This window comes from Thermodesulfovibrio thiophilus DSM 17215 (assembly GCF_000423865.1).
Lineage (GTDB): Bacteria > Nitrospirota > Thermodesulfovibrionia > Thermodesulfovibrionales > Thermodesulfovibrionaceae > Thermodesulfovibrio > Thermodesulfovibrio thiophilus.
In genome coordinates this window covers 1-14,179 of record NZ_AUIU01000014.1, presented here as the reverse complement: position 1 = coordinate 14,179, position 14,179 = coordinate 1, and the positions used below count along the sequence as shown (strand labels likewise).

The following is a 14,179-nucleotide window of genomic DNA, read 5'->3' as shown; positions in this document are numbered from 1 at the left end:
AATAAATGAGTATTAAGAAAGCTCTGAAAAAAGAGATTGAAGAACTTTCTTTTCTTATCGATTCAAGTAATGAATTTTATAATCTCTCAATAACATCGTTTGCTCTTTTTTTGTCGCACCAACAAAATAAATTTATTGTATTTGAAGAAAATGAAGACCAGGCATACAAACTTTATATAAGTTTAAAAAATTTTTTAGAATTTTTTAATTTACCTGATAACATAGTCTTTTTACCCTCGAATGAAACAGAAAGAATGGTTGCTATCTTTAAAATTCTTCACAGTGAAAATAAAAAAATAATCACAACATATGAAGCAGCCAGAATATCTCCTGATACAAAATGTATCTTTTTAAACCTGAAAAAAGGAAACATTGTAGAGAGAGAAATTCTTAAAAACCGACTTCTAAGTTCAGGATACAATGAAGTTGAAATGGTTGCTCAGGAAGGAGAATTTTCTCATCATGGATGGGTCTTTGATATATGGGGACTTGGTGAAGAATATCCTGCCAGAGTTGAGTTTTTTGGAGATGAAATAGAGGGAATAAAACTTTTTTATCCTGATACTCAACGTTCATTTAAGGATATAAATGATATATGGATAATACCCGCCTCAGAAAAAGAACCGACCACTGATTTACTTGATTTACTCAACTTCGATATAGTTTTCACAACTGACAAGAATTTTGAAAACGAAAAATTTATTGTTAAAAAATTATCTCATTTACCTTTTCAGTTCTCTAATCAGGCAGTCGATACAGGAGATAAAACGTTGTATGGAATGGGAATTTTACCAAATGAAAGAAAAACCATTTTTGATTTTCCCAGAAATTTAAAAAAATTAGACATTCCGATAATCTTTTCTGTTAGTTCTCGAGGAAAAGCTGAAACAATAAAGGAAGCTCTTTTTTCTCATGACATTATTGCTCCAATAATTAATAAAACTGATATCGGAATATATTCTGGTAAATATGTGATCACAATATCTGATCTTCAGGAAGGATTGTACAGAGAAAACCTGATTATACTCACAGACTTTGAATTATTCGCTGAAAAACCATTTAAAAAGAAAAAAACAGCTGTCCAGAAAATCCCGGTTGACGGACTTGAGATAAATGAAGGTGATTATGTAGTTCATAAAGACCATGGAATAGGAATTTTTCGTGGAATAAGAAGGCAGAAATATGAGGGTACTGAAGAAGATGTACTTGTTCTTGAATACAAGGACAACGATATCCTTTATCTTCCGATATGGGGAATTGAAAAGATTTACAGATATTCTGCAAAAGAAGGTTTTATTCCTCCTATAGATAAATTAGGCAATAATCGTTGGCAGAAAACAAAGGAAAGAGAAAGAAAAAAAATACACGATATTGCGGATAAACTTATAACGCTTTATGCTCAAAGAAAAACTCCCCGAGATTTTGTTTATACTGAAGATACTGATGTGCATAAAAATTTCGATGAATTCTTCCCATATGAGGAAACTGAGGACCAGCAGAAAGCGATTGAAGAAATTCTGAAGAAAATGAGAAACTCTTATCCTATGGAAGTTCTTCTCTGTGGAGATGCAGGATATGGTAAAACAGAAGTTGCAATGAGAACAGCATTCAGAACGGTTTATGATGGTAAACAGGTTGCCATACTTGTTCCAACAACCCTTTTGTGCGAACAGCATTACAGAGTATTTAAAAAAAGATTTGAAGCATTCCCTGTAAGAATAGAATATTTGAGTAGATTTCGCTCTGAAAAAGAGATAAAAAAAATTATCGAAGATACAAAACTGGGAAAGGTTGATATTCTTATAGGAACGCATATGCTTATTTTAAAAGAGGTTGAATTTTTCGATCTTGGACTTTTAATTATTGATGAGGAACAGAAATTCGGTGTAATTCATAAAGAAAAAATAAAAGAAAAATATCCAAAAGTTGATCTCCTTACAATAACTGCTACACCTATTCCAAGAACACTTCAGATAGGCTTAAGCGGATTATGGGATATCTTTACTATACAGACTCCACCAAGGGAAAGACTTGCAATTAAAACATTTATTATTCAAAAAAATGAAGCTATAATTAAACAGGCTATTGAAAGAGAACTCCAGAGAGGTGGCCAGGTATACTTTCTTCACAACCGAATACATGACATAGAATTGGTCCATTCTAAACTCCAACAACTTGTTCCTTCTGCTCGTATTGCAATTGCGCATGGAAAAATGAAAGAGAAAGTGCTCGATAAGGTAATGCTTGATTTTATTGATGGGAAAATTGATGTCTTATTATGTACTTCTATTATAGCTGCAGGTATAGACATATCTAATGTAAACACAATTATAATTGATCAGGCTCATATGTTTGGATTGAGTGATCTCTATCAAATAAGAGGAAGAGTTGGGAGGTCATCAAGACAGGCTCATGCATATCTGATAATTCCCGGAGAAGAAGAGCTCACTGAAAATACAAAAAAAAGGATGAAAGCTATTCAGGAAATGAGTTATCTTGGAGCAGGATTTCACATTGCTTTAAAAGACTTAGAAATAAGAGGAGCTGGAGAGCTTCTTGGTGTTGAACAATCTGGAATAAACAGATTGGGATTTGACCTCTACATAGAAATGCTTAATGAAGCTGTGAAAGAGCTAAAAGGCGAAGCCTTGCCTTCTATTAAACTTCCTGAAATTAAATTTTCAGTTCAGGCATTTATACCAGAAGAATATATAAAAGAAACTTCTATGCGGATAAGAATATATAGAAAACTGAGTCAGATTTCTGAAGAATCTGATATAGACAGAACTTATTCAGAACTTTTTGATAGATTTGGAAGGCTTCCTGAGGAAGTTGAAAATCTATTTAAAATTACACGTGTAAGGATACTTGCTTCAAAAATTAAGGCTTTACAGATTAAACAGAAAAAAGAAACATTCAGATTTACAATGGAAGAAAATCTTGATAATAATTTTGTTCCACAATTAATAAATATTTTGACAGGATTTAAAAAGAAAGATATTATAAAAAAGTTGAAATTTTATGAAGATGGTTTTGAAATTTCTGCTCATGATTTTGATGAATTAATTTTATTGATTAAACGAATAGTTGCAAAGTTAGAAGATCAAAAATGATATACTATTAAAATTATGAAGATTAAAAGTTTTATCTTATTATTACTGCTCTTAACTGTTATTGCCTGTACACCTGAAGAAACGGTAAGAAAAATGAATGAATCCGATTTTCATAAAGAGATGGGATTTGCATACTATATTGAAAAAAAATATCAAAATGCGTATTCTGAATTCCACAAAGCTATAGAGGTTGATCAAAATAACAAAGATGCTCTTCATGGACTGGCACTTGTTCATATGGAGTTTCAGGAATATGAGATGGCAAGAGACTTATTTTTAAGAACTTTATCAATAGATCCCAACTATGCTGATGCATGGTTTAATCTTGGTATATGCTATCAAAAACTAAATAATCACAAGGAAGCGATTGATGCTTTCAATAAAGCATTAAGTAATCCGGTTTTTGTTACTCAAGACAAGGCATATTTTGGAAAAGGATTGTCTTTTTACAGACTCGGTCAATATGAAGATGCAAAACAATCGTTTGATAAAGCAATAAAACGAAATTTTCTTTTAATTCCAGCTCATCTATATATGGCTCTTACATATCAAAAACTTAATGCATATTCAGAAGCAGCCAAAACACTGCATAATGCCATTAAAGTTGATCCATCATTAAAAGGAGATACAGCAAAATTTATAAAAAATCTCGAAGCTGATCTCAAAACAGGTGATGCAAATATGTCAAAAGAGGATATCCTCGACCTTATTGAAATACTAAAATACTAAAAAATGGCAAAAGGCACCATTGTAAAAGCTGCTGGAGCAATCTCTTTAGCAACTTCTCTAAGCAGAATCCTTGGTTATATTAAGGATATGATTCTCGCAAAATACTTTGGAGCCACAGGAATCAGTGATGTTTTCTTTGTTGCTTTTCGTATACCGAATCTATTGAGAGAACTTTTTGCTGAAGGCTCTATGTCATCAGCTGTTATTCCTGTTTTAAAAGAATATCAAATTAAGGAAAGTGCTGAAGAATCTAAGAAAATTGTAAAAAGCCTGTTCACCTTTATCATGATTGTTGTAGGTGGAATAACCATGTTAGGAATCATTTTCAGTCCTCTTATTGTGAAAGTAATTGCACCAGGGTTTATTGAAAATTATCAAAAATTTGAACTTACAGTTTTACTTACAAAAATAATGTTTCCATTTTTACTGTTTGTAAGTTTTGCAGCACTCACAATGGGTACACTTAATACACAGAATATATTCTTTGTACCTGCCCTTGCACCATGTTTTTTAAACATTACCATAATTGTTTTTGTTGTTGGTTTTAGTTCATTTTTTTTTAATCCTATAGTCTCAGTTGCAGTTGGTGTTACCTGTGGTGGAATTTTTCAGTGGATTGTCCAGCTACCTTCATTTTATAAGAATAATTTCAAACTTGGTTTTGCTTTGTTTCATCCCGCAATGAAAAAGATTGTTATTCTTGTTATTCCAACCACTATAGCCATGGCAGTCAATCAAATAAACATCTTTGTCAGTACAATTATCGCAAGTTTTCTTCCTGAAGGCAGTGTCACATATCTTTACTACTCCATGAGACTTATACAGCTACCAATAGGAATTTTTGGAGTTGCTATTGGCATGGCAGTTCTTCCTGCTCTTTCTCAACATATAGCAGAAGGTAAACGGGATTTGCTCACAAACGATTTTATATTTTCTTTGAAATTTCTATTGTTTCTTACTATTCCTTCAACTATTGGATTGATGATGCTTAAAGAACCCATTGTAAATACATTATTTCAAAGAGGAGCTTTTGATCTAACTGCTACTGTTAAAACATCTTCAGCATTACTGTTTTACAGTATAGGAATTCTTGGTACTGTGGGTTCAAAAATAATCACTGCAACTTTTTATTCTCTACAGGACACAAAAACTCCTGTAATCTGTGCTATTTCTGGTATGGTTATAAATATTATTTTTTCAATTTTATTAATGCAATCAATGAAGCATAATGGATTAGCCCTTGCCTATTCTCTTGCTGCAACTACCCAGCTTTTAATGCTTGGAAGTTTTTTGAAGAAACAGGTCCCGGAAATTTCATTTTCCTCCATTATTCCATCTTTTATGAAAAGCACTATTGCATCACTTATAAGCATAGGCATCGCTAAATTAATATGTCAGTTGAACCCTGACATCTGGTCTCACGGTGAGAAAATGCTATTAAAATTTTTCTATCTTGGTACTGTTATCATAATAGCGATATTCTTATATCTTCTTCTTTGCTATTTGATGAAACATGAAGAACTGGGTTATATTTTAAAAAAGAGAAGGAGAGAAAAATGAATATAAAAAAATTTGAAGTGGGTCCTTTATTTGAAAATTGCTATGCCATATATGATGAAAATGCAAAGCAGGCAATAATAATAGACCCTGGAGATGAGCCAGATTTAATGCTAGATTTTTTAAAAGAAAATGATTTAAATGTTAAATATATCATCTGCACACATGGTCATTTTGACCATATTGGTGCTGTAAAAGAAATAAAAGAAGAAACAGGCGCTTTAATCCTTTTACATGAAAAAGACCTTGAAATATATAGAAAATCTCCTGAAGTGGCAGTTCAATTTTTCGGCATTGCCATTGACCCTCAGCCAGAACCTGATAGGCTTATTCAAGATGGCGAAAATATAAAATTTAATGATGCAATATTACAGATTATTCATACTCCAGGGCATTCTCCGGGAAGTATCTGTATTTATATGAATGGAAATTTATTTACCGGAGATACACTTTTTGCAGGTTCAGTGGGAAGAACAGATATATTAGGAGGAAGTATGAAAGAATTGCTCGATTCACTAAAAAAAATATCTTCTTTACCAGGAGAAACTGTTGTGTTTCCAGGGCACGGACCTAAAACAAAATTGGAGATTGAAATCAAAACAAATCCTTTTTATCATGAAGTTGTATAAAATATTTATTTTTATAATTTGTATTCTGCTTTTGTCTTGCGATAAAAATTCACAAAATGAGAACATTAAAAACAAGCTTGAAGAAATTAGTGGAAAACCTATTATAATCGGCATACTTGCTGAGGAGTCTCCTAAAGTAATTTATGAAAAACTTTATCCACTTAAAAAATTTATATCACAGAGCATCAAAAGACCAGTATTAATTGAGATTGCAAAAGATTTTAAAGATTTAGAGAATAAAATCAGAGAAAACAAAGTTAATCTACTTATTATTGATCCAGCCACATATTGCGAGCTTAAATGGTCTATGAAGAAGCAAATTTTTCCTCTCCTAAAACCAGAAGGAGAAATAGCAGAGATACGAAGTGTTTTTGTTACCAAACAGGGTAAAAATATAGATAAAATTTTTGATTCTCTCGGCAAAAAACTTGCATTAGGAGATGAAAAATCCTCATTCAGTTATCTGATACCTCTTTCAATGTTAAGAGATGTTGATATTTCTATTAAAGATTTTAAATCTGTTGATATGTTACAAAAAGAGAAGAAAATAGCTCTTTCTGTTCTTATCGGAGAACATGATATAGGAGCCATGAGTGAAATAACAGCTAATACATACCTAAAAGATGGGCTTAAAATAATAAGATACTCCGAACCAACTCCGAGATTTTTAATTGCCTATATTAACAATTTTCAACAACAGGAAGTTCAAACAATCAAAAATACTATTCTAGGTCAGATAGATAAACAAGTTTTAATATCTATAGGTGTTGAAAAATTTGTTCAGGCTGAAGACAGAGATTTTGATTATATTAGAGTACTTATTAGAAATCTGAAAGGCAAAGATTATATTGAATATGGCCCAAAAACAATAAAAGTTGCCATACTTCCACTTTACAGTCCATTAACAATCTATAAGCGATATGATCCTTTAATGAGATACCTCTCAGAGAAAACAGGCTATGAGTTCAAGCTGGTAATACCAAAAAACTTTGAAGAGTTTATAAAAATTGTCAGTGAAGGTAAAGTTCACTTTTCATATCAGAATCCGTATGTTTTTTCTATTGTTTCAAAACAATATCCTATTAAGGTTCTTACAATAACTGCAGGTGAGGATTGTACATCTGATGAAGGGATCTGCGGAGGGGAAAGATATAGAGGAGTGATTATTACAAAAAAAGATAACAATATTCATAAAATAGAAGATCTTAAAGGCAAAAAAATTATGATAGTTTCTCCTACATCTGCTGGTGGTTTTCTTTCACAGAAAATCTACCTTGAAAAAAGAGGATTTAATATTAACAAGGATTTTCAGCTTATAGATGCCAAGAGACAGGAAAAAGTAATAATTGGAGTTTATAAGCAGGAAGCTGAAGCAGGTTTTATAAGAGAAGCAGCCTTAAGCGTATGGTCAGATGAGGTTGATCTATCAAAGATAAAAATTCTTGATTATGGAGAGTATCTTCCAAACTGGCCATTTGCAGTTGTAAATAATAATGCATCAGATTTAACAATGAAAGTTAAAAAATTACTTACACAATTGGACGACCCGTTCATATTAAAAAAAGCAAGAATTAAAAGTTTTAAAGAAGCTACAGATGAAGATATTACAACTCTTAAAAAACTCAGTGATTAGAGAGTTATCACAAAAAATTAAAAGACTTAGTATTGGGAAAAAAATCTTTTTTTCTTTTTTAACTCTTTTTTTAATATTAATGGTGGCTATTAATTTACTTATACTGAATTATCAAAAAAAATCCCTTAAAACCCAAGTTAATAAAAATATAAATCTGTTGATAGAAAATTTATCAAAGGATGCTATAGATAACCTTATATTTTTTGATCCTCTGGCAATTGACGAAAAAATAACACTTGTTATGAATAATCCAGGTATAGACTATATTATGATAACAGATAAAAATGGAAGAATAATCGGCCATAGTAATAAAAAAGAACTCGGTAGTTTTATAAAAATAACAGATGATATTTTTAGAAAGTGGCAGTCTATTGATAACAGTGAAGTAAGACATTTAAATATTCCGATTCTTGCTGGAGATACATTTATTGGGGTTTTAAGGGTGGGGATTTCAGAGGAAAAAATAAATCAATATGTCACAGAAGCCACTAAAAACCTAAGAAATTACATTTTTATACTCAGTATATTAACACTTGGACTTACTGTATTTATATCTTTTAAACTTTCAAAAACATTAATAAAACCTCTTCAAAAGCTTAAAGATAAAATGTCGAATATTCAAACAGACAGACTTGAACTTTGTCATAACGAATCTATTGTTCTTTGTAAAGATATTTGGAAATGTGACAAAACTGACTGTTTTGCTTATGGTAAGGAAAGATGCTGGTTCATAAAAGAAGCAAGAGAATCTTGTAAAAATGTTAATAATATAGATTGTAAAAACTGTTTTGTATATAAAACTTCCTGTGGTGATGAAATTGGATATTTAATTGAAGCATTTAATGAAATGATTTTAAAACTGAAAAAATCTTTTGAAGAACTCGATAAAGCTACAAAGGAAAAACTAAAACTGGAAAAATCCTCTGCTATGGCAGAAATGGCAATGACTGTTGCACATGAAATCAAAAACCCTTTAAATTCTATAAAAGCTGCTTCATCTTATCTTAAAACAAATTTTAAAGGAGAGGTTTTAAAAGAATTTCTCTCAATAATTGATAAAGAAGCAGAACGTCTCAATGAACTTATCAGTAGTTTCCTTTCCTATGCAAGACCTGTTCCTTTGAATTTAACAAGGGGAGATATTAATAATGCCTTATATGATGTAATAAAACTTGTTCAAACAGAAATTCAGGAAGATGGTAAGTTTCTCAATATAAACTTCGACAAATCCATTCCTCAGTTTTATTTTGATCATCATCAACTAAAACAGGCTGTCTTAAATCTATTAGTAAATTCTATGGATGCTACTGGGAAAGGAGATTCAATTTCAGTAATTACTGAAAAAATTGATAAACTAGTAAGAATAACAATAAAAGATACAGGCACAGGAATCCCTGAAGAATTAGTGAATAAAATATTTGAACCATTTTTTACCACAAAAACAACTGGATCAGGACTGGGACTTGCCTGTGTTGAAAGAATCGTAAAAGATCATGGTGGAAGTATTGTTATGAACAATAAAAATCGGCAGGGAACAGAGTTTAATATTGAATTACCTATCAAACTATGAATAAAATAGCAAAAATATTATATGTAGATGATGAAGTAAGTGCGCTTAAAGTTCTATCAGCTATCATTAAAAAAGCAGGATTTGATGTCATAACAGCTTCTACTGCCGAAGAAGCCATATCTCTTCTGAAGAAAACAGAGGTAAATAGCATTATTCTTGATTATCGTTTACCGGGTATGGATGGGATAGATATGCTCAAATGGTTAAAGCAAGAAGGAATCAAAGTCCCTACAGTAATGCTTACTGCTTATGGAACAATTGAAAAGGCAGTTGAAGCAATGAAGTTAGGAGCATATCACTATTTAATAAAACCTGTTGATCCTGAACTTTTAATTAATGTTATAAATGAAGCTATAAATAAGTACTCTCTTTATTCGCAAGATGTTTTATCCACACAATTGCAGCATAATTTTCCTGAAATTATAGGAAAAAGCAAAGCAATGGAAGAAATATTTTACATTATGGAGATGGTTTCAGAAACCAATGCAAATGTTCTTATAACAGGAGAAACCGGAACAGGCAAGGAACTTGTAGCAAGAGCAATTCACAGAAAATCTACGAGGAGTTCAAAACCTTTTATAATTGTTGATTGTACAACAATTCCTGAAAATCTCATTGAAAGTGAGCTTTTTGGTCATGAAAAAGGTGCATTTACAGGTGCCACAGATAAAAAAATTGGTTTGATGGAATTTGCGGATGGAGGAACTGTTTTTCTTGATGAAGTTGGAGAGTTACCAATTTCTTTACAAAAAAAATTTTTACGCTTCCTTCAGGAAAAGGAATTTCAGCGGATAGGAGGAACTTCAAGAATAAAAGTTGATGTAAGAATTATATCAGCCACAAACAGAAATCTCGAAAAAGATGTGAAAGAAAATATATTCAGAGAAGACCTATACTGGAGACTAAATGTGGTAAGAATAAATCTACCATCCTTAAAAGAAAGAAAGGATGATATACCACTTCTGGTTAATCATTTTCTTAAAAAGTTTGCAAAAGAAAACAATAAACCAATTCCTCAGCTTGAGCCTGAAGTTATGGATGCTTTGATATCTTATGATTGGCCAGGTAATATTCGAGAGCTTGCTAATGTTATTGAAAGAGCTATAGTACTTTCTGCATCTGGCATTATATCCATGAAGTATTTACCGAAAAGAATACAGGAAAAAACTGGATGGGCAATACCTGCAGAAAATAGTTTCAATCTCATTGAACTTGAAAAATCAATTATTCTTAAAGCATTAAATTCAACAGGCTGGAACCAAACAAAAGCTGCTGAAATTCTTGGAATTTCTCGTAAACAACTTCGTACAAAAATGAAACATCTTGGACTAATCTCCTCTTCTGAAGAAGAAGTCAATCCTCCTGGAACAACTAATCTTTAAAAATAGAGTATTGTCACTCTGTCAAGACTCATTGGTCTAAATTTATTTAATCTTATGACTAATTTCAATATTATTTAGCATTAATTATAGAAAGAGCCATCGATACATCTGCTATGTCTTTTTGTACACCTATTGATTTAAAAATTTCCAGAGCTTTGTTGAAATATTCCTTAGAAAGTTCTTTATTCCCTTGATCCAAGTGTAACCATCCAATATACTTATATGCGGTACCTTCCCATTCCTTATCTCCAAGTTGTTGAATTTTTTCCAGTCCATCAAATAAATATTTTTGAGCAATATCAAAGTCTTTCAATTTCCTGTAAGTATTACCCATATTAAGCTCAACATGTGCATAAGCGTGATAATCATTATTTTTTTCATAAATATCCAGAGATTTTTGAAGATATTCAATTGCGGTTTTAAAATCACCTTTAGCCGCATAAATCAAGGCAATGTTATTATAAGCAAAAGCTTTATATCGTTCACTGGATATAACAATTAAATATTCTTTATAGAAAGACAGGGCTTTTTCAAAATCACCTTTATTGTGAAAAATCTCTGCAATATTATTAATTGTTGCTGCTTCCATATCCCTTTCTTTAAGATTTCTGGCCAAGGAAAGCGATTTATTGTAATAAGAAAGAGCTTGCTCAACAGCACCTTTATTGTCATATGCAATCCCAAGCCAGTTATAGATATACATCAAATCAGAATATGATATAGCGTATTTTTCTGCTTGTTTTAAATTATCAATCGCTAGATTAAATTCTTCTCTAGAAAGATAAGCTCTTCCAAGACACACATACACAAGATGGTTTACAGGATAAAGCTTTACCGCTTTCTGTCCTTCAGAAATAGCTTGTTCATAGTTCTGTGTATTAAGATAATTAAAGCACTCCTGAAGTTCATCAACAGCAAAGACATTTTCTTTAAGTAAAAAGACAATAAAAACTGTTAAAAAAATCTGAACATATTTTGCCATCACATACTTAGGATTCCCCAGTTATTATGCAATATTTAATTATAACATTATTTTTTGCTTCTTTGTTTTACAGCCTTTATAACTGGAAACTCTCCATAATATGGAATATATCTTTTTATTTGTGTTCATTATTTACAATGAGTTAAGATATGAAATTGGCATCTTAATAATAAGATATAGCAAAATATTTGAAGTGATAAAAATCAAAGAAACCCAAAAAAGCAAGAAAAATTTTTAATATAAATGAAATGAATAATATGCGTATAATATTAATTCTTGTTCTTCTAGTTATCGTTTTAATAGCAGTTGCTTATCGAAGTCTGTTAACCTTTCTATTTATTCTGATTGGAGGATTTATTATTATCAGGTTAATTTCAAAAGAAAGTTATACAATCCGTTGTCCAAACTGCAATTTTAAAGGTATTGCAAAAAAAAACTATGAAGGGTTCATCAGATGCTGAGTTATTACTCTGGATATGCTTTATTTTACCTGGAATATTATATTCTACATGGAGGCTTACAACAAGCAGAGTTAGATGTCCTCAATGTGGATATGAGTACGTAAACAGGTTTTTATGATAAAAAACTCTTAAAATAGAGCACAACTTTGCTTGCACTAAAGCCATAGATCTTAGTATTATAAACTTATGAGACTCATTGGAGTAATAAAATGTTTTTTAATAGCATTAATTTTACCTTTAAATTTATATGCCATCACCCTAGAAAAATGCAATGAGCAGGATATAAAGGGTATTTACAATTTTATTATTTATTCAAATACATACGATCATGATCTTGAAACATTTATAGTTCTTGATAGAGTTGATGATAACATTGATATTATTCCATACGCACCTGAATTTAAATATATGATTATCAAAAATGTAAATGAGAAATCAGCATTACAGACAGCAAACGAAATTTTAAAGAACTCTCTTTCTGTAAGTGCAATGAAATGTTCAATAATCAAGGATGAAGACAATATTATTGGCTATGAATTGAAATCGATATATTTTCCATGGGTGTATGGAGTGTTAGAACCTGTTCAAACAGTGTACAAGAAAAAGGATAATACTGTTGAGATTTTTGTTACACTTAATCCACACGTTCAAAAACAGATTGACACTAATGGATTACCAGGTCAAAACTAGCTCTTTTCTAAATAAGTTCTTAATTTGTATAACCGGTTTTATTCAGAATTAAGCTCTTATAAAAAGTGCTGTTTTTATATTAGAGAATCAGTTATTGCAAATTTATAATATGTTACCGTCCATAATATCTATAAATTTTTTTGTGTTTATAAAAGCCATCTCCATAATAATTTTTTTGATAAGGACCCTGAATATATAAATTTCGATTGTGATAATCAAAATTACGCATAACGCCATCTCTATTTGAATCTTTAAACATTTCCTTATAATGTCTGTAGTTAGTACTCCTGTGGTCCCTATAAGGGCCAATAGGTTTGGGTTTGGGGTTGTAACCGCGATCAAATGCCATTACAGAGGATGCAAAAAGAATTAAACACAGAAAAATTATTAATTTTTTCATCTTATACCTCCTCACTGATTAAAAAACCTTAAAATTTTTTCTACGTAACTGTTCTTTTCTTATTATATTATATTATATATTATAAACATAAATTAATTGATACTGATGTTGTATGGTCAAAAATTCAGATTGACAAATGATCTTAATTATTCTTCTGTCAAAAACTTGATATCTTATTCCATATTGATCGTTTCTTGAAAGAAGTAGTGTTTATTTAAAAACGTGAAAAATATAAAGAAAAATTATAAGACATTAAAATTCATTCGCTAACTAATCATTAGTTTTTTCATATCACTTCTTCACTTTAAAGAATTTTAAAACTTTAACAAAAAATAACGGTACGAAGAATATTGTAATAAATGTTCCTGCAATAACTCCACCTTCAATCGCTACTCCAATAGCATTCATTGCTCCTGCTCCTGCACTCCTTGATATTGCAAGTGGCAATACTCCAAATATCAAAGCAAGTGATGTCATAACAACTGGTCTGTATCTTATACTTGCTGCTTCAACAGAAGCCTTGTATAAATCTTCTCCCTGATGCATCTTGTCACGGGCAAACTGTATGATAAGTATTGCATTCTTGGATGACAGTCCCATTGTTACAAGAAATCCTATCTGAAAGTAAACATCATTCTTAAAACCAAGTAACCACGTTGCCACTGCAGTACCAAATATGCCAAATGGTAACAAAATCAGATTCGTAATAGGAATTGTCCAGCTTTCATATAAAGCTGCAAGTGCTAGAAATATCATAAACAATGAAAAACCATAAAGTAACGGTGCCTGCCCTGTTGCAAGTCTTTCCTGATAGGAAAGCCCTGTCCAGTCAAACCCTATCCCCTGTGGTAGCTTTGATACAATCTCTTCCATTGCCTTCATTGCCTCACCTGAACTTCTTCCCTCAGCTGGTTCACCCCATATATTTATGGATGGAAAAGCATTATATCGTTCAAGCCTCGGTGATCCATAAATCCATTTCCCACTGGCTAGAGATGAAAACGGTGTCATCTTTCCATCCTTATTGCGAACA

Annotated in this window: 12 protein-coding genes; 9 read left to right on the top strand and 3 right to left on the bottom strand. The window is 31.3% G+C overall.

Annotated features, from left to right (window positions below):
* Positions 1-5: 5 nt before the first annotated feature.
* Genes mfd through G581_RS0105625 form a run of 7 tightly spaced genes read left to right on the top strand, consistent with a single transcriptional unit; the run spans position 6 to position 10,613 of the window.
* Entirely contained in the window at positions 6-3,113 is a 3,108-nt protein-coding gene (gene mfd / locus G581_RS11645; protein WP_051178935.1) for a transcription-repair coupling factor, read from the top strand.
* A gap of 15 nt (positions 3,114-3,128) precedes the next feature.
* The gene (locus G581_RS0105650; RefSeq protein WP_028844988.1) at positions 3,129-3,842 is read left to right on the top strand and encodes a tetratricopeptide repeat protein; all 714 of its coding nucleotides are present in this window, start codon (positions 3,129-3,131) and stop codon (positions 3,840-3,842) included.
* A gap of 3 nt (positions 3,843-3,845) precedes the next feature.
* Positions 3,846-5,402: a murein biosynthesis integral membrane protein MurJ gene (gene murJ, locus G581_RS0105645; RefSeq protein ID WP_028844987.1), complete on the top strand. Its 1,557-nt coding sequence runs from the start codon at positions 3,846-3,848 to the stop codon at positions 5,400-5,402.
* Positions 5,399-6,028 carry an MBL fold metallo-hydrolase gene (locus tag G581_RS0105640; protein WP_028844986.1) on the top strand — a complete coding sequence of 210 codons (630 nt, stop codon included), beginning with the start codon at positions 5,399-5,401 and terminating at the stop codon, positions 6,026-6,028. The genes murJ and G581_RS0105640 overlap by 4 nt, the downstream gene beginning before the upstream one ends.
* The gene (locus G581_RS0105635) at positions 6,015-7,661 is read left to right on the top strand and encodes a PhnD/SsuA/transferrin family substrate-binding protein (RefSeq protein ID WP_028844985.1); all 1,647 of its coding nucleotides are present in this window, start codon (positions 6,015-6,017) and stop codon (positions 7,659-7,661) included. The genes G581_RS0105640 and G581_RS0105635 overlap by 14 nt, the downstream gene beginning before the upstream one ends.
* Positions 7,624-9,231 carry an ATP-binding protein gene (locus G581_RS0105630; protein WP_028844984.1) on the top strand — a complete coding sequence of 536 codons (1,608 nt, stop codon included), beginning with the start codon at positions 7,624-7,626 and terminating at the stop codon, positions 9,229-9,231. Before G581_RS0105635 ends, G581_RS0105630 begins: the two co-directional genes overlap by 38 nt.
* Positions 9,228-10,613 (top strand): sigma-54-dependent transcriptional regulator, encoded by a 1,386-nt coding sequence (locus G581_RS0105625; protein WP_051178932.1) that lies wholly within the window; start codon positions 9,228-9,230, stop codon positions 10,611-10,613. The genes G581_RS0105630 and G581_RS0105625 overlap by 4 nt, the downstream gene beginning before the upstream one ends.
* A 70-nt stretch (positions 10,614-10,683) precedes the next feature.
* Here G581_RS0105625 and G581_RS10765 read toward each other — a convergent pair whose 3' ends face one another.
* A complete protein-coding gene (locus tag G581_RS10765; protein WP_051178931.1) occupies positions 10,684-11,595 on the bottom strand; it encodes a tetratricopeptide repeat protein in 912 nt (303 codons plus the stop codon).
* A 248-nt stretch (positions 11,596-11,843) separates the two neighbouring features.
* On the opposite strand from G581_RS10765, the gene G581_RS10760 reads away from it, so the two are divergent.
* Positions 11,844-12,056, top strand: coding sequence for a hypothetical protein (locus tag G581_RS10760; protein WP_169368396.1), 213 nt, complete (start codon positions 11,844-11,846; stop codon positions 12,054-12,056).
* A gap of 186 nt (positions 12,057-12,242) precedes the next feature.
* Positions 12,243-12,746 (top strand): hypothetical protein, encoded by a 504-nt coding sequence (locus G581_RS0105615; RefSeq protein ID WP_028844982.1) that lies wholly within the window; start codon positions 12,243-12,245, stop codon positions 12,744-12,746.
* A gap of 112 nt (positions 12,747-12,858) precedes the next feature.
* On the opposite strand, the gene G581_RS10755 is transcribed toward G581_RS0105615, so the two are convergent.
* Both G581_RS10755 and G581_RS10750 read right to left on the bottom strand, forming a co-directional pair.
* The gene (locus G581_RS10755; RefSeq protein WP_051178928.1) at positions 12,859-13,146 is read right to left on the bottom strand and encodes a hypothetical protein; all 288 of its coding nucleotides are present in this window, start codon (positions 13,144-13,146) and stop codon (positions 12,859-12,861) included.
* 291 nt (positions 13,147-13,437) lie between these two features.
* A partial coding sequence (locus G581_RS10750; RefSeq protein WP_038065280.1) for an efflux RND transporter permease subunit occupies positions 13,438-14,179 on the bottom strand: 742 nt, incomplete at its 5' end.